Source organism: Paenibacillus sp. FSL H8-0175, from assembly GCF_045040615.1.
In the GTDB taxonomy this organism is placed as follows: Bacteria; Bacillota; Bacilli; order Paenibacillales; family Paenibacillaceae; genus Paenibacillus_AQ; species Paenibacillus_AQ odorifer.
The window spans coordinates 1,388,550-1,406,207 of sequence record NZ_CP150299.1 but is presented as its reverse complement, the minus strand read 5'-3'; the positions used below and the strand labels follow the sequence as shown (position 1 = coordinate 1,406,207).

Genomic DNA, 17,658 nt, shown 5'->3' with positions numbered 1-17,658 from the left:
CTGCACCCTTTTTTATTCCAAAACTCAAACTCCTGTAGAAGCTAATTCCACTTTCTCGGTTCCCATTCCACTCTCTTCTTCCTGCTCTAGCTGAGAATAGTACAAATCATTATATCTTCCTTCAGCAGCAAGCAGTACATCATGCGTTCCACTCTCCACAATTTCACCATTCTCCATCACGAGAATGATATCAGCGTTCTGAATCGTAGATAAACGGTGCGCGATAACGAGTGTAGTTTTGTCTCCCATTAGTTTACGAATGGCCTGCTGTACCAGTTTTTCTGATTCATTGTCAAGTGCAGCAGTAGCTTCATCCAACAGTAGAATAGGAGCGTTTCTCAGAATTGCTCTTGCAATGGAAAGCCGCTGACGTTGTCCCCCGGACAGTCGTGAGCCTTCCTCACCAATATCAGTATCCAGTCCCTCAGGCAATTCCATTACAAAATCATAGGCATTCGCTTTTCGCAAAGCTTCCAGAATTTCTTGCTCATCCGCCTCTGGATTTCCATTCCGGATATTATCACGAATGCTTCCCGTATAAAGACCTGCCTCTTGCGGCACATAGGAAAAATAACTTCTAAGCTTAGCCAGACTCATCTCGTTGATCCGCTGCCCATTGATTATTACTTCGCCTTCATCGGGTTCATACAATCCCAGCAATAGTTTGAAAAGCGTAGATTTACCTCCACCACTCGGTCCCACAACCGCCATCTGGGTTCCTTTTTGAAGCTCTAAGCTAATCTTGTTTATACTTTGTCTCTCTGCTCCCGGATACGAGAAAGAGATCGACGACATAACCATACTCTCAAATTCTGGTTGCTTAGTCTCCACTTCTGGAAGGGTCTCAACCTCCACCGGGCTATCCAACACCTCAAAGATCCGTCCCGCCGCCCCAAGTGATTGCTGCATCGAATTGATCAGTCCCGGCAATGACGAGAACGGCATCACTAAATAATTCATGAGCTGGATGAAAGCAATCATCGCACCGACCTCAAGTGATCCTTTTGCCACAAAATAACCAGCCACGACCAGCGCCAGAAGAAACGTAAAGTTTCCCAAAAAAGAGGAGAATGAGCCAGTAGCTCCCTCAATTCTTCCCCGCTTCAATTCTTCAGAAGTAATATTCTCACTATGCTCCTGATACTGCTTCATTAGTCTGCGTTCAATGCTAAAGGATTTAAACACCATACTACTGCCTAGAATGTCATGTAAAAAGGAAGTAATCTTGCTCATATTAGTCTGAATCTTCACACTGTTCTCACGCATCGCTGAACCAAAGATTTTTCCCGTAAGGAACATCAAAGGCCCCATTGCAAAACAGATCAATGCCAGTAGCCAGTTAATATAGAGCAAATAACCAAATGCCGCGAGGGCTAGTAAAGGGTTACGGATTAGATCAATCATTACCTCGCCTGTAGCATTACCAACAGATTGATTATCATTAGTAAAGCGGGACAATAAATCCCCGGAATGATTACGGTCAAAATAAGACTGAGGAAGAGCTAAGGCATGCCGCATCATATCCAACCGCAGCTCATTTCTGATCTTAGCTGCGATTTTATTTTTGAGATATCGATCGATGAAACCATTAATTGCACTCACTAATAAGTAGATTAATCCGAAAATAACCAGCCCTTTAAAAGCTTTCACATCGAGTCTAACCGCAGCATCCGTAATTACTGAGAGCAGCCAAGCAATCGTTAAATCCAGAACAATCCCAAATAAAGTCGTAAATAATAAAATCGTATATAAGAGCTTGTGCCTTAACATATATGTACTTAATCTTGAAAATACGCCTTTCTGCTTCAAAGAACCAGCCCTCTCACTTAAAATTCTATACCTCTAACCTTAGCGAACACCTTACTGTCATGCCGTTCCCCGTCATACCCAAGACTCGCACTGCGCAGGATCCCTTCCAGTGTAAAACCCGCACGTTCGGCTACCGCGGCACTTTTGGTATTTCGTGCACTACAAAAGATTTCGAGACGATTCGCCTCTAGTTCCCGTATGGCAAAATTGGTGATTCCATTTACGGCTTCTGTCATATATCCTTTGCCTGCACAGGCGCTCCGGATCCAATAACCAATCTCAAAATTGCGGAGTTCCCAGTTTAGATGATGCAGGCTAATGCAGCCGATAAAACCCTCCGTATCCCTTCTAAAAATACGCATATGTAGCTTATCCCTTTTTAGAAACTCCAGTCTGCCTTCTCTAGTAACTTTCTCTGATTCTTCTAATGTGGGTATTACTTGAGCAAAAGCCATCCAAGGTCTCAATTCATCTATACTTTCACGGATAGCCTCATTCATGCTAACTCCATCTCCCCATAAAGGGGCACGAATGAGCAGCCTCTCTGTTTCAAAACTCTCGGGAAAATCAAGCAGGATTGGATCCTTGGAGTCAGCCACTTCGTACTCCTCCCCTGGCGATGATAATTATTCTAAATATGTAAAAATAATACGATATGCTTTTTGATTATATAGTATAAATCGGGATCTGAATACTGAATGCAATAGAAATCACAAAAGGAACATCAACAGGCTGAAGTTGCCCGAATGATGTCCCTTTTTGATTTAGTGAATATCTCAACTAAAGCGGACCACTCCATTTATTGGCTTGAAGAGTTAATTAAACGGATTCAACAAGGCGGAATATAACAGGTTTAAATAGGATCACGAAAACTCCCTTCCAGCAAATGAAGGGAGTTTTCTTTTTATCTAAATTTCATCTAATTTCCGAAGATCCTAAGGGTATTCTCATCCCCGTTTCGGCCAGCGTAACATTTTCCGGTAAAATATATGATTTTCTCATATCCACATCATGCGACATATGGGTATAGATTGCCTTTTGAGGCTTCACAGTTTGCAGCAGCTCCGCTGCTTCCGTCATATCGTATACAGAACGAGTCGATAACTCCGCTGCTTCGTAATAGAAGCTTGTACCTAATACCAGCAAGTCAGCTCCATGCATCAGGCGTGTCTCTTCAGCTCCAAGAGAAATGGAATCTGGACAATACACCCATACATAGCCCTCCTTCTCCAGACGAAAAGCATACGAGTATCCATTCTTGCCATGGTTCACTTTCCAGGTATCTATTGTCCAGCCGTCTAGCTCTATACCTTCATCACAAGGAATCATCTCGATCTGATTGCGCAGCCACGGGTATTGCCGCTCAATAATCGGAATCACTTCCGCTGGTGCATAGAGCTGGCCCTTATATCCCATCCAACGGCAAGAATCCGCCCATTCCGGCAGCCCACCAATATGATCAAAATGAGCGTGTGTCACCAGCAGTCTGCGCATATTCCGTACTCCCTGCGCCTCCATCTGACGCCGCCAGTCAGGCCCACAATCGATCACTAAAAAGTCACTGCCATTATCTATAAGTACAGAAGAGCGCAGGCGAATATTTTCACCCTGTTCCCTTGCCTCTGTACAGGTCTCACAGCTGCAATATACCCGAGGAACCCCCATGGCATCCCCTGTACCCAAAAACACCAACGTATCCATCTGTTATCTCTCCTTCAGGTTCTCTTCAACGAAGTAATAAATCAAAATTACCCTCTCTCTATCTTAAAGAGACCCACCAAAAAAAGCCATCCCCACCACAGAAGAACTGCTGGGATGACTCTTTTGTTATACCTCTACCTTATATTCCGGCAAGTACCTGATACCAAATTCCACGCTTGGAATAAAGTGAACTTCGCACCTCATCCCAGCCTCCTAAATAGTTAATATCAAAGAGGCCCGCCGGATCAGGGTAATCGCTTTTGTGCTCAGTATAGACTTGTTTATCCACGGGACGAAAGCCATATTTTGCAAAGATCTCTTGTGCCTGTGGGGTTATCAAAAAATCAACCAGTGCTTCTGATGCTATGCGTGTCCCATGCTCATCCGCATATTTCTCTATAACAGCCGCCGGATTCTCAATCAGAATTGTATTTTTAGGAATAATGACTTCGTATTTGACTCCCTGAGCAATCCGGGCCAGCAGTTCATTCTCATAGGTGACAATTACATCCCCCACTCCATACTCGAAGGCTGCCATAGAAGCGCGGCCACTCTTATCCAGAGACTCTACATTGGCATGGATGCTTTCCAAAAAAGCTTTGGCTGCTGCTGGATCCTTTGCCCCCTCCTGCTCCTCTGACAGCTTCAGACCAGCCCCATAGATCGCGTTGATATCCCATTGCGCACCACCAGAGGTCTTCGGGTTTGGATATAATACTTTAATCCCCGGCTTGGCTAAGTCCGCAAAATCGCGAATGCCTTTGGGATTTCCTTCGCGGGTACCAAGTGCTACTACTGAACGTGTCACCATGCCTTGTTCACCCTGCTCTTTCCATGTCGGCGCTACGAGTCCAGCCTTAACTAGCTTCTCGACATCACCTTCCATGGCTAGCAGCGTCACATCCGCTTCAAATCCACCTACAATCGCTCGCGCCTGTGTCCCTGAAGCCTCATAAGACTCCTGAAAATTAATATCCTGACCCGTATCCGCCTTCCACTTGGCAGCAAATAACGGTAAAATATCCTGCATCGCATCCTTAGCCACACTGTATGCGCCAATTACCAGCGTAACATCCCCTTGCTTCGAAGGCTCTGCCATCGTCGTAGCTGCCTTCTCATTCCCGCAACCGACTGCTGTCAGCGTGAGAATGGCCAGCATTAGGGCAGCAAAACATCCGTGCAGTTGTCTGCTCCTTTTGACATTCATTGCGGCCCACATCCTTCGAGGTAATGATTTTTAATATTTCCTTGAAAGTAGCTCTATGGCTGAAACTTAAAATTCAAGTATCCAACGTTCGGTATTTGCCGTAATTACGCGGAATGTTTGAACTTTCGGCCGCTGTTGTTCCCAGATTTATTAATTTTATATCCTCAGCGGATTAAATCCGGAAACAAAGGCGGTCGCTCCGCTCCTACAGTTCCAAACTTCCACTTCATTACTTCTGGCCTTCACATCAGTTCCTCTAATCCTAGCGAATCACATTCGCTACTATCAAAAGAAATTGAAAATCATTTTATTTATTTTTAAATAAAAATCGGCATTGGATCTTCTTTCAGGTTGTTCTCCTGGATCCAGCTGCGCTCATCATTAAACAGATAAGCCCGATGTACCAGTACTGAGATTTCCTGACCCGGCTGCAAGGTTTCTTTCTCCAACGAACGGTAGGTGACCAGCTTGTGGCCATTTACTTCAACCTCAACGAGCCATTCGCTGCCGCGGAAATGCAGATGTTTCACAACACCTTTTTCCGTGGCAGAAGCCATCTTGAACTCATGCAGGTTACCCACTTCAATATATTCAGGACGAATCAGCGCTTTGGTAGGTTTTCCGTCCCCCGCACCTGTAAAGCCTTTAACCTCAGAAGCGTTCTCAATCAGCGTAGATTCGCCGATAAATGTTGCCACGAACGGTGTTTTGGGTTCCTTGTAAATATCCCACGGGGTACCCTTTTGTTCCAAACGTCCTTGATTAATGATCATAATTTCATCCGCTACTTCAATCGCTTCATCTTGGTCATGGGTTACAAAAATAGAGGTGATACCTACACGCTCAATCAGTTCACGCAGCCAAGCGCGCAGCTCCTGGCGGATCTTCGCATCAATAGCGGCAAAAGGTTCATCTAAAAGCAGCAGCTGTGGTTCAGGCGCAAGCGCACGTGCAAAAGCCACACGCTGACGTTGTCCCCCTGATAGCTGATGCGGATAACGTTTCTCGAACCCTTTTAACCCTGTAAGCTCTACAAGTTCCATAACACGATCGCGGATAGCTGTTTTGTTAGCCTTTTTAACCTTTAAGCCAAAAGCGATATTATCAAATACAGTCATATGTTTGAAGAGTGCATAGTTCTGGAAGACGAAGCCGATCCCACGTTCTTGAGGAGGAAGATTGTTCACCGTCTGACCATGAAAAATAATCTCTCCGGTATCCGGTGACTCCAGTCCCGCCAGCATACGTAGAATTGAGGTTTTCCCGCCTCCACTTGGGCCGAGCAATCCAATCAGGTGACCTTTTGTAATGGTGAAATTGACGTCCTTGACCGCATGAAAATCTCCAAAATGCTTGTTTAACCCCCGCACTTCTACATGCATATTACTGCACTTCCTTTCTTCTCTTGGTCCATTCCATCAACAGCAGCAGACCTGCGGAAAATGCAGCCAGAACTAGCGCTATTCCTCCAGCAGCCGTCACATTAAAATTCTCAACATCCTGATAGACTAAAGTTGTCGCCGTCTGGGTTTTGTTCATAATGTTCCCCGAAACCACAAGTACCGCGCCGAACTCTCCAAGTGAACGTGCCACCGTAAGAATGACACCATACACAACCGCCCAACGAATCGAAGGCCAAGTTACCTTCCAAAAAATAGTCCAGCTACGAGCACCCAATGTCGAAGCCGCTTCCTCCTGCTGTGAACCAATCTCCTGAAGCACCGGCATAACCTCACGCACCATTAAAGGAAAGGTAACAAATAAAGTGGCAATGATCATCCCGGGAATCGCATAAACGATCTTTAGTCCAATCCCCTCAAAAATCGCTCCCAAGGTACTATCGGGACCCAGCAACAGGACAATCATCAATCCTCCGATTACAGGGGATACCGCGTAAGGCAAATCCACAATACTGTTCAATAATCCTTTTAGACGCTTGCCGATCCAGTTCGCCCGAACAAGATACAGAGCCATCATAATACCGAACAATGTATTTAATAACGTAACTACTATCACAACAAGCCCAGTCATCATGAGCGCATGCAGCGCTTCGGGCCTAGTCAGAGCATTCCAGAAACCACCAAATCCTTCACTAAAAGCACCGATAGCCATTTTTCCTAATGGAGCAGCAATGAGCAGAAAAAACACTAAATAAGTAAGAGCAATCCATAATTTCCTCATGAGCGTCTCCCCCGCATCTGCAGCATATTAATCAGCCAAAGAATGAGAAAGGATAAGGTCAAGAGAATAACAGAAACCGCAGCGGCGGAGACCGGATTATCACTTTCAACTTCACCAAAAATAAAAACAGAAGATACAAGCGTACGGCCCGGAATATTACCTGCGACGAGTACCACTGCACCAAATTCCGCAAGTGCTCTTGAAAATGCGAGCATCCCACCACTGATCATCCCAGGCGCCATTGATGGAAGAATAACTTGCCAGAATACCCTTGCCCCCTTGGCACCCATTGTATATGCTGCTTCCTCTTCGGATGGATCCAACTCCTCCAGCAAGGGCTGAACCGCTCGAATCACGAATGGAAACGTCACGAACACCATAGCAATTACGATAGCCGGTTGATGAAAAACAATTTCAAATCCAAGTGCCTCAGCTGCTTTGCCGATAAGGCTACCTGGTCCAAGCAGCAGTAGAATCATCAAACCTCCGACAGCTGTTGGTAGTGCAAAAGGTAAATCGACCAGACTGTTTAGCAGCGCTTTACCAGCAAATTGATAACGAATAAGGACCCAAGCAATCATAGTTCCTAACAAAACATTAATTAAAGTGGCGAAAATCGCCAGCTTTAAGGTTAGCAGCACCGACTTCCAAGCAATTGGATCGCTGACGCTTTCCACAAAATTGCCAAAACCAAGAGAAAAAGAGTTGTAATAGACCCCGAGTATGGGCAACACGATCAATACTACAAAATAGAGCAAAATTGTAGTTCGGAAACCCCAAGTCCAGCCTTTGTGTCTAAGCAGCGAATTCAATGATTTTTGCCCTCCCACCTCCGGATAACCGGTCGGTATACTAACCAAAATCCTCATTAATTATTCCTATTTATATACTTGGTTTTATATTATTACTACTTTACCAAATCCTTCTCACCGCCGTCAATTACTTTCAAGTGAATTTGGGTTAAAATATATGTATCAAAGGTACACTAAAAAATGGCACCTCACAGGAAGGGGATTGATTATGTTGCATACTCTGGAGATCACTACTACAAAGCGGGATGAATTACGTGATATTACTCGGGAAGTCATTTCTTATGTGAAAAAAAGTGGAGTTCAAGACGGATTGATTGTAGTTTATTGTCCTCATACCACTGCTGGTATTGCTATTAATGAAAATGCAGATCCTGATGTGAAGCATGATGTTCTGATGCGTTTGGATGAGGTCTACCCTTGGGAGCATCCGAAGTATCGGCATGAGGAAGGCAATACTGCCTCTCATCTTAAATCTATTACTACCGGGCCTTCCCAGACCCTGATCATCCACGAAGGTGAATTAATTCTCGGTCGTTGGCAAGGTATTTATTTCTGTGAGTTCGATGGACCTAGACGCCGGCAATGTTTCTTAAAAATAGTAGAGGGATAATAAACATACAAATGGCCGCTTCCGTTATCGCTGCGGAGCGGCCATTTAGACTATAACTAGAGTCTAGTAATACTTTCATCAAGCAGAGAAGCAGTGTTATACCAATGCACAGCTTTAAAGTGAAGATCTATAAAAAAAACAGCATTTTAAAGGCTGCGACATAAAACCTTTATATGAGCTAACGCTGCCTCTTTCACATCGTCAAACGATACTTTATCCTGGATATAATAAGAAATAAATCCGTGTGCAGACAAGAACATTGTCAACGGCACATTCTGCCAGTCCTCAGACACATATCCCTCTTCCTTCATATGACGGCGCACAATACTTGAGAATAAATCAAAACATCGTCCCTGTTCTGCTCTACAATAAGCTAGCAATTCCTCATCGCGAATCATGAACATAATTTCATATTGATAGGGATGATCTATTCCAAATCTAATAAATTCCATAATCAGCTGTTCTACCCTTGTCATTCCTTCTTCAGGCGGTTTATTCATCACTTGACTGAGTAAAGCAGCCACATGATTAAAATCCTCTACAACAATAGCGTAGAACAACTCCGCCTTTTCCTTGAAATGATAATAGAGAGAGCCGTGGCTATATCCCAAATGCTGACCAATACTTCGCATTGAAATTGCCCGATACCCTTTGGTTATAAACAGATGCCTAGCGGCCTCTAGAATCCTTTCCCTCGACAACTCCTGCTCCACTGCTCTCCTTGCCATATACTAATCCCCTTCGCTGTAGTAAATCCGCCGCCCTTCTGTTATCAGGGCTTGCCCTTGGGTTAGATCTGTTATCCATGCCATAAAAGTCTCACCCTCATCATTTCGCGGCAAACATAACAACGTTACTTTGTCGGTGAACAAAGTCTCGCCAGTCTGAATCCCTCTTCCTCGAAGTTCGTTCTCAACCTTGCCCAGCCAAGTGTACTCGATCTCTACGAATACCTCTCGTCTCAGTACACGGGTGATTACTTCTCCTGCTTCAAGCGCAAGCACTGCTCCATCCGTATAAGCTCTAATCAGCCCACCGGCACCCAGCATAATGCCTCCGAAATAACGGGTAACTACGATTGCGACATTTTTAACTCCCTGATTGCGGATTACTTCCAAAATCGGTTTGCCGGCTGTCCCACTCGGCTCCCCGTCGTCCGATTGCCTCTGGATTTCGTCTCTCTCCCCAATCACATAAGCAGAACAGTTATGCGTTGCGTTCCAATGTTTCTTCTTGATGTCCTCGATAAACAACAAAGCTTCTTCTTCATTCTCCACTGGCATAACATGACCAATGAAACGGGATTTACGGATCACAACTTCCTTTGAGCCGGAAGAGCGGACCGTTTGATATTGTTCTAACATAATTATTCCAGTCCTTATTTACATATGATGTCTTCATATAATGTCAGGAGCAGTCCCGGTATTGGATTACCTATGGACTGCTCCTGGTGACTTACATTAGTATGAATGTTCTGTGATTAATAGCCATTGTAAAACCTACTGCAATACTATTCAGTAAGTCTTGCTTCCAGCTCTGCTTTTTCTTTTTCGTAACCTGGTTTGCCAAGCAATGCGAACATGTTTTTCTTGTATGCTTCTACGCCTGGTTGGTCAAATGGGTTAACACCGAGCAAGTATCCGCTGATACCGCAGGCTTTTTCAAAGAAGTACACCAAATATCCAAAGGTGTATGGTGTTTGATCAGGAATAGTAACGATAAGGTTAGGTACTTGACCATCTGTATGTGCAAGCATTGTACCTTGGAAAGCTTTCTTATTCACGAAATCCATAGTCTTTCCTGTTAAGAAGTTCAAGCCGTCCAGATCATCCGGATCATTCTCAATCGTAACATGATGAGCTACTTGATCTACTTGGATAACCGTTTCAAAAATGTTGCGGTTACCTTCTTGGATAAATTGACCCATGGAGTGTAGATCTGTGGAGAAATCAACGGAAGAAGGATAAATTCCTTTGAAGTCCTTACCTTCACTTTCGCCAAACAATTGTTTCCACCACTCAGATACAAAGTGTAAGGAAGGTTCATAGTTGACGAGGATTTCAGTTGTTTTACCTTTACGGTATAGAGCGTTACGAACTGCAGCATATTGATAAGCTTGGTTAGTAGCTACATCTGGATTGTTGAACTCATCCGCAGCGGCAGCAGCACCTTGCATCATTTCTTCAATGTTAATGCCAGCTACAGCAATCGGCAGCAAGCCTACAGGTGTCAATACGGAGTAACGTCCGCCTACATCATCTGGAATGATGAAGGATTCATAACCTTCTTCAGTTGCCAATTTCTTAAGGGCACCTTTTTCCTTGTCTGTAGTAGCGTAAATGCGTTTACGAGCTTCTTCCTTGCCGTATTTCTTCTCCAGAGCAGCGCGGAAAATGCGGAAAGCAATCGCTGGCTCAGTAGTAGTTCCAGATTTGGAGATTACGTTCACGGAGAAGTCTTTACCTTCTACTAGATCAAGCAGATGCGTGATGTATGTAGAGCTAATGTTATTACCAGCGAAATAAACTTCTGGAGTTTTGCGTTTATCTTTAGAAAGGTTATTGTAGAAAGAATGCGATAGCGCCTCAATAGCTGCGCGTGCTCCCAGATAAGAACCTCCGATACCAATTACAATCAGTACCTCGGAATCGCTTTGGATCTTCTTAGCAGCTTGTTGAATGCGAGCGAATTCTTCCTTATCGTAAGCTGTCGGCAGATCGATCCATCCAAGGTAGTCAGAGCCTACACCAGTTTTGTTATGCAACTGTTCGTGTGCTAGCTTAACTGGGGCGGCAAGGTTGTCGATTTCTTGTTGGTTAAAAAACGAAAGAGCTTTTGTGTAGTCAAAATTAATCTTCTTAGACATCGGTAATGGTAACCTCCTGTTTTATCTCTTTAAATTTAAAACCGTTTGTTACAACTTTATAATTAGGATACTTTAATTTGCCTTGACTGGCAAGGTCTTAGGGCACATAGAGGGCATTAGAACCAAGTTTTCCAAAGTTCCTTGGAAGCGTTTCCTGTATCAAAAGACATAGGTGTGCTGTGGTGCTGGACAAAGTGCCGTGATAGAATAAAGAAAACGGAAGGTGGCTATATAAATGAAACAAATCGGTTTTATCGGACTCGGAACAATGGGTGCGCCTATGGCCTCCAATTTACTACATGGCGGCTTTCAGGTTACGGTATACAACCGTACGGCAGCCAAGTGTAAACCTCTTGAAGCAGAAGGTGCCCAGACTGCTCTCACGCCCCGCGAAGCGGCTGAGGGTAAGGATGTTATTATTACCATGATCAGCAATGATGATTCGGTTCGTGAAGTGTTTTATGGTCAAGATGGTATACTTGATGCTGTGAAGCCTGGTGGACTAATTATTGATTCCAGCACAATTTCACCAGGACTAGTTCGTGAAATTGCCGCTGCTGTAGAAGCGCGCGGTGGACATTTCCTAGACGCGCCAGTAACTGGAAGCAAACCAGCAGCGATTGAAGGAACCTTAGTGTTCATGGTCGGCGGTAGTGCTGAGGTCATAGAACAACATCGTGATATCTTTGATACTTTGGGTAAGAAGCTGCTACATATGGGTGAGAACGGCAGCGGCGCTGTGGCCAAGCTGGCTCACAATGCTATGGTAGGTATTCATAATGTTGCCCTAGCCGAAGGGTTCGCCATTGCCGTTAAATCAGGCGTACCAGCAGACAAGTTCCTGGAACTAGTACAACTTGGTTCTGCGGGCAGCAAACAAGCTGAGCTTAAAGGCCGTAAAATCATAGAAGATGATTTCAGCAATCAATTCTCCCTCGCTCTAATGCTTAAGGATTTGAAGCTTGCCTCTGCCCATAGCGATTCAACAGGCGTTCCTTCTCCTATGCTGGGCTTGGCTAAAAGCATGTTCCAAGCTGGATTCACCCAAGGTTATGGTGAAGAAGATCTCTCTGCCGTAGTGAAATGTTACGAAGAGTGGATCGGCCAAAAGATGGGTGCAAATGTATCCAATAAATAAATCCAAGAGCTCAAAACCTACTTCATAAGAACATTTACGACCGCCTCGCACATGATATTGCGATGCGGTCTTTTCTTTATGGACAATCCCATTGTCGAACCAATTATGCGAACGTTTGTTTGTATAATTATAATACCAAATTAACAGTTGTAGTGCAAGAAAATATTGGTTGCTGTGGAGTTACTCAGAACGTTGTGGTGGTGTTGGTGGGATAGTTACTAAGAAGGTCGCGAAGTACTGGTTTGTCGCAAAAGTTACTGTATTAGTGATGAAACGGTGGATTGGTGCTGGTGGAGTTACTGATGAGTTGCTAAATAGTCGCTTAAAAGTTACTGAGGGAGTGCTGAATTGTTGGGTAAGTGCTGGAGAAGTTACTGGATGAGTTGTTAGATAATTTCAGAAAAGTTACTGAAGGAGCGCTGAATTGTTGGATAGATACTGGAGAAATTGTTGGATAGTCACTGGGTGAGCTGCTGTTTAGTTGCTGCTTAGTTACTGGAGGAGTCACTGGGTGAGCTGCTGTTTAGTTGCAAATTGGTTACCAAGATGATCGCTTGATGACTACGGTATATCCCGTATTTTCTGGAACCTCTCCCTCGCTCCAAACCTTAAGCTCCTTTAACTAAGTAACCTCTGCGGTACACAGCTATCTCTATTGGACTCAGCTGACCTTATTCGCAGTATAATCCCACATTTGGCATGCTATCGGACTCCATAGTCACTATTGGCATGAAAAAGGCCAATTATGAGCCTGTTTCTATGGAATAGCTGCACTGGTGTCCGAAAACCTGCTCAAAAGGCTATAAATTTGCTAATAGCGTCAGCTGGGTCCTTAAGCGGTAGAATTGGTGGTGACCCGGTACTACATTGGTGTTGATCTAGTGTTAACGCCATCTGGGTCCTTACGCAGTGGGTTGGCGCTAACCGGGTGCCCAAGTTGGTGATGACACAGCGCCATCGGACTCAGCTGACCTTATTTGTAGCATAATCTCACATTTGGTATGCTATCGGACTCCATAGTCGCTATTGGCATAAAAAGCGCCAATTATGAGCCTGTTTCTATGAAATAGCTGCACTGGTGTCCGAAAACCTGCTCAAAAGGCTATAAATTTGCTAATAGCGTCATCTGGGTCCGTACGCGGTAGGATTAGTGGTGACCGGGTGCTACAGCAGTAGGATTGGTGTTGACCGGGTGCTACAGCGGTAGGATTGGTGTTGATCCGGTACTACATTGGTGTTGATCTAGTGTTAACACCATCTGGGTCCGTACGCAGTGGGTTGGCGCTAACCAGGTGCCCAAGTTGGTGATGACACAGCGCCATCGGACTCAGCTGACCTTATTTGCAGCATAATCTCATATTTCGCATGCTATCGGACTCCATAGTCGCTATTGGCATAAAAAGCGCCAATTATGAGGCTATTTCCATGGAATAGCTGCACTGGTGTCCGAAAACCTGCTCAAAAGGCTATAATTTTGCTAATAGCGTCATCTGGGTCCTTAAGCAGTAGGATTGGTGGTAACCGGGTGCTATAGCAGTAGGATTGGTGGTGACCGGGTGCTTCAGCGGTAGGTTTGGTGGTGACCAAGTGCTACAGCAGTAGGATTAGTGGTGACCAGGTGCTACAGCGGTAGGATTGGTGGTGACCCGATACTAAATTGGTGTTGAATCCAGCGCTAACGTCATCTGGGTCCGTACGCGGTGGGGATGGTTATGACTCAGTGCTAATTTGGTGATGATCCGATTCAGCCCTAACGTCATTTGAGTCCTTAAGCCTCAAAATAGAATGATGAATACATAATTGAACATCAAGCAATATCACCAACCAACAACACAAAAAGCAGCGATCCTCCAATAACAGGAGAACCGCTGCCTTGCTGACTTTTACGATTTTTAAATTGAATCCGGGTCGTCTCACTCATAGAAAAAAGCTACTTATAGGACAGCCCTTAGAAAAGTCTGTTTTCTATAGAACCGGGTAAGAACAGCAATAATCAGTTACTTCAAATACTTCCAACGCAAATTTAGAGTTGCCAGGAACATTGAACGTTGATGCTCCCTTAATCTCCTGCCATACCTCAGTGCCGGGAAGCAGCACTTTAAGATCGCCGGACAGAATCTCCATAATTTCAGGACCATCTGTACCAAATTCATACACACCCGGCAACATGATGCCCAGTGTCACCTTAGATCCATCTTGCAAAATTACCGTACGGCTGGTTACTTGTCCGCCATAATATACATTGGCTGCTTTTTCGATCGTTGCGTTGTTAAACTGACTCATTACTTGTTCTCCCCCTAATGATTATTCAGTTAATTACAGAAGTGCTTTCACACGGCTAACTACATTCTCTACAGTAAAGCCGTATTCTTTCATAACTCTATCGCCAGGCGCGGAAGCTCCGAAAGTAGTGATGCCTAGGATATCGCCTTGGTCACCAGTGTAACGTTCCCATCCGAAGGTTTGTGCCATTTCGATAGCAAGACGGGCTTTGACTCCTGGAAGAATTACGGAATCACGATATTCTTTGTCTTGTTTTTCGAACAGATCCCAGCTTGGCAAGCTGATTACACGAACATCGATGCCTTCTTCTGCCAAAGCAGCTTGCGCTTTAACTGCCAACTGTACTTCAGAACCAGTTGCGATAAGTTGTGCTTGTGGAGTGCCATTTTTGGAATCAGAGACAACATAACCACCACGTTTGATGTTTTCACGAACGCCATCTACGGTTCCAGCAAGAATTGGCAAGTTTTGACGAGTCAGAACCAAAGCAACCGGATTCTCTTTGTTTTCCATAGCATAAGCCCATGCTGCAGAAGTTTCGTTAGCATCAGCCGGACGAATAACAGTCAGACCTGGGATGATACGCAAGGAAGCCAATTGTTCGATTGGTTCATGCGTAGGACCATCTTCACCAACTGCAATACTGTCATGTGTCAGTACATAGGTTACTGGCAATTTCATGATCGATGCCAAACGAATTGCTGGACGCAGGTAGTCTGTGAATACGAAGAATGTTCCTCCGAATACTTTAAGACCAGTGTGTAGAGCAATACCGTTCATTGCAGCAGCCATACCAAACTCACGTACGCCGAAATAAATGTTGCGGCCATCATAAGATTCTGGTGTGAAAGATGTCAAACCATTCAAATGCGTCATAGTGGAGCTTTCCAAGTCAGCGGAACCACCCACTAGCTGAGGAACGCCAGCAGTCAGACCGTTAAGCGCACTACCGGAAGCGACACGAGTCGATACTGCTTTATCTTCAGTAGTGTAAGTTGGAAGGTTAGCATCCCAGCCTTCTGGAAGATCGCCATTGATTACTGTTTCGAATTGTGCAGCTAGCTCTGGATATGCTTTTTTGTAAGCCGCAAATTTGTCGTCCCAAGCTTTGTTAGCTGCGATTCCGTTTTTCTTCACTTCTGCAAAATGTGCACGAACTTCATCAGGCACATAGAAATCTTCTTCGTATACCCATTTGTAGAAATCTTTGGTCAGCTTAGCTTCTTCTGCTCCAAGTGGGGAACCGTGAGTACCGCCATGGCCGCCTTTACCTTGTTTGTTAGGGCTACCATAACCAATAACTGTCTTCACTTCGATCAAAGTCGGTTTGCTAGTCTCAGCTTGCGCCTCAGCAATAGCTTTTTCAATAGCCGGAAGGTCATTTCCGTCTTCTACGCGCAGAACTTGCCAACCATAAGCATCAAAACGTTGAGCTACATTTTCGGAGAAAGAAAGATTCAATTTACCATCAAGGGAAATATCATTTGAATCATACAATACAACCAATTTTCCGAGTTTCAAATGACCAGCAAGAGAAGCGGACTCAGAAGAGATCCCTTCCATAAGGTCACCATCACCACAAATAGCATAAGTATAGTGGTCAACTATGTTATGTCCTTCTTTGTTGTAGGTTGCGCCCAATTGAGCTTCGGCCATAGCCATACCAACGGCCATACCAATACCTTGTCCAAGCGGACCTGTAGTTGCATCAACACCAGCTGTGTGACCAACTTCCGGGTGACCAGGAGTCAAGCTACCCCATTGACGGAATTGTTTCAATTCTTCCATAGGAAGATCATAGCCGCTAAGGTGCAGCAAGCTGTACAGAAGCATGGAACCATGTCCAGCGGACAATACAAAACGATCGCGGTTTACCCATGTTGGATGATCAGGGTTATGATTCATTGTTTTTGCAAACAGTTGGTAGCCCATTGGTGCAGAACCCATTGGCATACCTGGATGGCCGGAATTCGCTTTTTCGATAGCATCAATAGCCAACGTACGAATTGTTGTAATCGACAGGTTATCTACTGTTGAGTTTTCTTCCTTCTGGATCGCTTGTTCTTGTTCACTCATTTAATAGTTCCTCCTCTGAAATCTCAAGAATGTCATTTTGACTCTTATTGTATCACTAGTGTGGAAGCAATTCCAATTGTTTTTAAAAACTCTTTGTTTGACAGCTTATGTTTTGCAATATCTACGCATTTATATACGCAAAAGTAACTATGTCATGAGACGGGTTTTTACTTAGCCTATGGTCTAGTTTTCTATTGCGACTAAAGTTTGTTTTACTATGCTCGAATATAAAGTAAGATGGAGTTACTCAAGTAAAATTTTCATTCATTATCCAATATCTCCAAGTGGAAAGGAATTCTGAACATGACGTCGAAAAAGGATGTTTATATTGTGCTTACCGGTACAGGTACAGCCTTCAGTGGTTTCATTAAGTGGTTTACAAAAGCTGATCTGAACCATGCTTCGATCGCCTTTGATAGTGAACTACGTGAGGTGTACAGCTTCGGAAGAAAAAAAATGCACAATCCATTCGTCGCGGGTCTGATTCAAGAAAATTTCATTCACCCTTTCTATAGCAGCGCAAATTGCTCTATTTATCAGTTACGTGTCAGTGCCACGGAATACGATGCCATGTACAATCATGTCCAAGGGATGATGAAAAATCAGGAACGTTATAAATACCATCTTTTAGGCCTGATCGGCGTACTTCTAAATGTTAAAATAGATCGAGAGAACGCTTATTTCTGCTCTCATTTTGTTGCTTCCTTATTTGAAAATACCGCAGTTCAGCCTGTGAATAAGCCTTCCTGCTTTGTTACCCCGGAGGATTTCGCTCTTTCACTCTGTTCCCATAAAATATTCAGCGGCAAGTTATCCTATTATGTGCGTAGAGCTCAAAGAGCCTCTGCACGTTCGACGAATATACCTTTACATACACCTTCCGTTGCGACAAGAATGATGAGAATGAATGAAGAACGGACTGAAGGAGTTATATAAGTTATTGCTCGTAAAAAAGGGCTATGCGGATCGTATTTC

The 17,658-nt window shown here is 44.3% G+C and carries 16 protein-coding genes; 4 read left to right on the top strand and 12 right to left on the bottom strand.

Going from position 1 to position 17,658, the window contains the following annotated elements:
• Positions 1-24: 24 nt before the first annotated feature.
• From MHH46_RS06130 to cysT, 7 genes are all read right to left on the bottom strand, one after another.
• Positions 25-1,809 carry an ABC transporter ATP-binding protein gene (locus tag MHH46_RS06130; protein WP_076194742.1) on the bottom strand — a complete coding sequence of 595 codons (1,785 nt, stop codon included), beginning with the start codon at positions 1,807-1,809 and terminating at the stop codon, positions 25-27.
• Positions 1,810-1,826: 17 nt separating this feature from the next.
• A complete protein-coding gene (locus MHH46_RS06125) occupies positions 1,827-2,408 on the bottom strand; it encodes a GNAT family N-acetyltransferase (protein WP_076128163.1) in 582 nt (193 codons plus the stop codon).
• Positions 2,409-2,724: 316 nt separating this feature from the next.
• Positions 2,725-3,510 carry an MBL fold metallo-hydrolase gene (locus MHH46_RS06120; RefSeq protein WP_076194741.1) on the bottom strand — a complete coding sequence of 262 codons (786 nt, stop codon included), beginning with the start codon at positions 3,508-3,510 and terminating at the stop codon, positions 2,725-2,727.
• A 139-nt stretch (positions 3,511-3,649) separates the two neighbouring features.
• Positions 3,650-4,717 carry a sulfate ABC transporter substrate-binding protein gene (locus MHH46_RS06115; protein WP_076194739.1) on the bottom strand — a complete coding sequence of 356 codons (1,068 nt, stop codon included), beginning with the start codon at positions 4,715-4,717 and terminating at the stop codon, positions 3,650-3,652.
• Positions 4,718-5,034: 317 nt separating this feature from the next.
• Positions 5,035-6,099 carry a sulfate/molybdate ABC transporter ATP-binding protein gene (locus tag MHH46_RS06110; protein WP_076104838.1) on the bottom strand — a complete coding sequence of 355 codons (1,065 nt, stop codon included), beginning with the start codon at positions 6,097-6,099 and terminating at the stop codon, positions 5,035-5,037.
• 1 nt (position 6,100) lies between these two features.
• Positions 6,101-6,898, bottom strand: a complete 798-nt coding sequence (locus tag MHH46_RS06105; RefSeq protein ID WP_076104839.1) for a sulfate ABC transporter permease subunit — start codon at positions 6,896-6,898, stop codon at positions 6,101-6,103.
• Positions 6,895-7,710, bottom strand: a complete 816-nt coding sequence (cysT, locus tag MHH46_RS06100) for a sulfate ABC transporter permease subunit CysT (protein WP_076128166.1) — start codon at positions 7,708-7,710, stop codon at positions 6,895-6,897. Before cysT ends, MHH46_RS06105 begins: the two co-directional genes overlap by 4 nt.
• Positions 7,711-7,918: 208 nt before the next feature.
• Between cysT and MHH46_RS06095 the strand changes: the two genes are divergently transcribed.
• Positions 7,919-8,320, top strand: coding sequence for a secondary thiamine-phosphate synthase enzyme YjbQ (locus MHH46_RS06095; RefSeq protein WP_076128168.1), 402 nt, complete (start codon positions 7,919-7,921; stop codon positions 8,318-8,320).
• Between the two features lie 146 nt (positions 8,321-8,466).
• Here MHH46_RS06095 and MHH46_RS06090 read toward each other — a convergent pair whose 3' ends face one another.
• The 3 genes from MHH46_RS06090 to MHH46_RS06080 form a co-directional block, all read right to left on the bottom strand.
• A complete protein-coding gene (locus MHH46_RS06090; RefSeq protein WP_036681739.1) occupies positions 8,467-9,048 on the bottom strand; it encodes a TetR/AcrR family transcriptional regulator in 582 nt (193 codons plus the stop codon).
• Positions 9,049-9,051: 3 nt separating this feature from the next.
• Complete coding sequence (locus MHH46_RS06085; protein ID WP_076128170.1) at positions 9,052-9,684, bottom strand: YigZ family protein; 633 nt, start codon at positions 9,682-9,684, stop codon at positions 9,052-9,054.
• Between the two features lie 146 nt (positions 9,685-9,830).
• Positions 9,831-11,186 carry a glucose-6-phosphate isomerase gene (locus MHH46_RS06080; protein WP_036681734.1) on the bottom strand — a complete coding sequence of 452 codons (1,356 nt, stop codon included), beginning with the start codon at positions 11,184-11,186 and terminating at the stop codon, positions 9,831-9,833.
• Positions 11,187-11,421: 235 nt separating this feature from the next.
• Here MHH46_RS06080 and MHH46_RS06075 point away from each other — a divergent pair, with 235 nt between their 5' ends.
• The gene (locus MHH46_RS06075) at positions 11,422-12,324 is read left to right on the top strand and encodes an NAD(P)-dependent oxidoreductase (RefSeq protein WP_076128171.1); all 903 of its coding nucleotides are present in this window, start codon (positions 11,422-11,424) and stop codon (positions 12,322-12,324) included.
• A gap of 169 nt (positions 12,325-12,493) precedes the next feature.
• The gene (locus tag MHH46_RS06070) at positions 12,494-12,706 is read left to right on the top strand and encodes a hypothetical protein (protein ID WP_076128173.1); all 213 of its coding nucleotides are present in this window, start codon (positions 12,494-12,496) and stop codon (positions 12,704-12,706) included.
• A gap of 1,583 nt (positions 12,707-14,289) precedes the next feature.
• Here MHH46_RS06070 and MHH46_RS06065 read toward each other — a convergent pair.
• Together MHH46_RS06065 and tkt are read right to left on the bottom strand one after the other, a co-directional pair.
• Entirely contained in the window at positions 14,290-14,607 is a 318-nt protein-coding gene (locus tag MHH46_RS06065) for a pyrimidine/purine nucleoside phosphorylase (protein WP_036681729.1), read from the bottom strand.
• A gap of 33 nt (positions 14,608-14,640) precedes the next feature.
• Positions 14,641-16,683 (bottom strand): transketolase, encoded by a 2,043-nt coding sequence (tkt, locus tag MHH46_RS06060; RefSeq protein WP_076128175.1) that lies wholly within the window; start codon positions 16,681-16,683, stop codon positions 14,641-14,643.
• A 303-nt stretch (positions 16,684-16,986) separates the two neighbouring features.
• Here tkt and MHH46_RS06055 point away from each other — a divergent pair, with 303 nt between their 5' ends.
• Positions 16,987-17,619, top strand: a complete 633-nt coding sequence (locus MHH46_RS06055; RefSeq protein WP_036681725.1) for a hypothetical protein — start codon at positions 16,987-16,989, stop codon at positions 17,617-17,619.
• The last annotated feature ends 39 nt before the right edge of the window (positions 17,620-17,658 follow it).

What these genes read in the sequence shown, in the direction of transcription:
- MHH46_RS06120 (WP_076194741.1), bottom strand. Translation starts at nt 3,510, where the DNA reads ATGGATACGTTGGTGTTTTTGGGTACAGGGGATGCCATGGGGGTTCCT.
- MHH46_RS06115 (WP_076194739.1), bottom strand. Translation starts at nt 4,717, where the DNA reads ATGAATGTCAAAAGGAGCAGACAACTGCACGGATGTTTTGCTGCCCTA.
- MHH46_RS06110 (WP_076104838.1), bottom strand. Translation starts at nt 6,099, where the DNA reads ATGCATGTAGAAGTGCGGGGGTTAAACAAGCATTTTGGAGATTTTCAT.
- MHH46_RS06105 (WP_076104839.1), bottom strand. Translation starts at nt 6,898, where the DNA reads ATGAGGAAATTATGGATTGCTCTTACTTATTTAGTGTTTTTTCTGCTC.
- MHH46_RS06095 (WP_076128168.1), top strand. Translation starts at nt 7,919, where the DNA reads ATGTTGCATACTCTGGAGATCACTACTACAAAGCGGGATGAATTACGT.
- MHH46_RS06090 (WP_036681739.1), bottom strand. Translation starts at nt 9,048, where the DNA reads ATGGCAAGGAGAGCAGTGGAGCAGGAGTTGTCGAGGGAAAGGATTCTA.
- MHH46_RS06085 (WP_076128170.1), bottom strand. Translation starts at nt 9,684, where the DNA reads ATGTTAGAACAATATCAAACGGTCCGCTCTTCCGGCTCAAAGGAAGTT.
- MHH46_RS06080 (WP_036681734.1), bottom strand. Translation starts at nt 11,186, where the DNA reads ATGTCTAAGAAGATTAATTTTGACTACACAAAAGCTCTTTCGTTTTTT.
- MHH46_RS06075 (WP_076128171.1), top strand. Translation starts at nt 11,422, where the DNA reads ATGAAACAAATCGGTTTTATCGGACTCGGAACAATGGGTGCGCCTATG.
- MHH46_RS06065 (WP_036681729.1), bottom strand. Translation starts at nt 14,607, where the DNA reads ATGAGTCAGTTTAACAACGCAACGATCGAAAAAGCAGCCAATGTATAT.
- tkt (WP_076128175.1), bottom strand. Translation starts at nt 16,683, where the DNA reads ATGAGTGAACAAGAACAAGCGATCCAGAAGGAAGAAAACTCAACAGTA.
- MHH46_RS06055 (WP_036681725.1), top strand. Translation starts at nt 16,987, where the DNA reads ATGACGTCGAAAAAGGATGTTTATATTGTGCTTACCGGTACAGGTACA.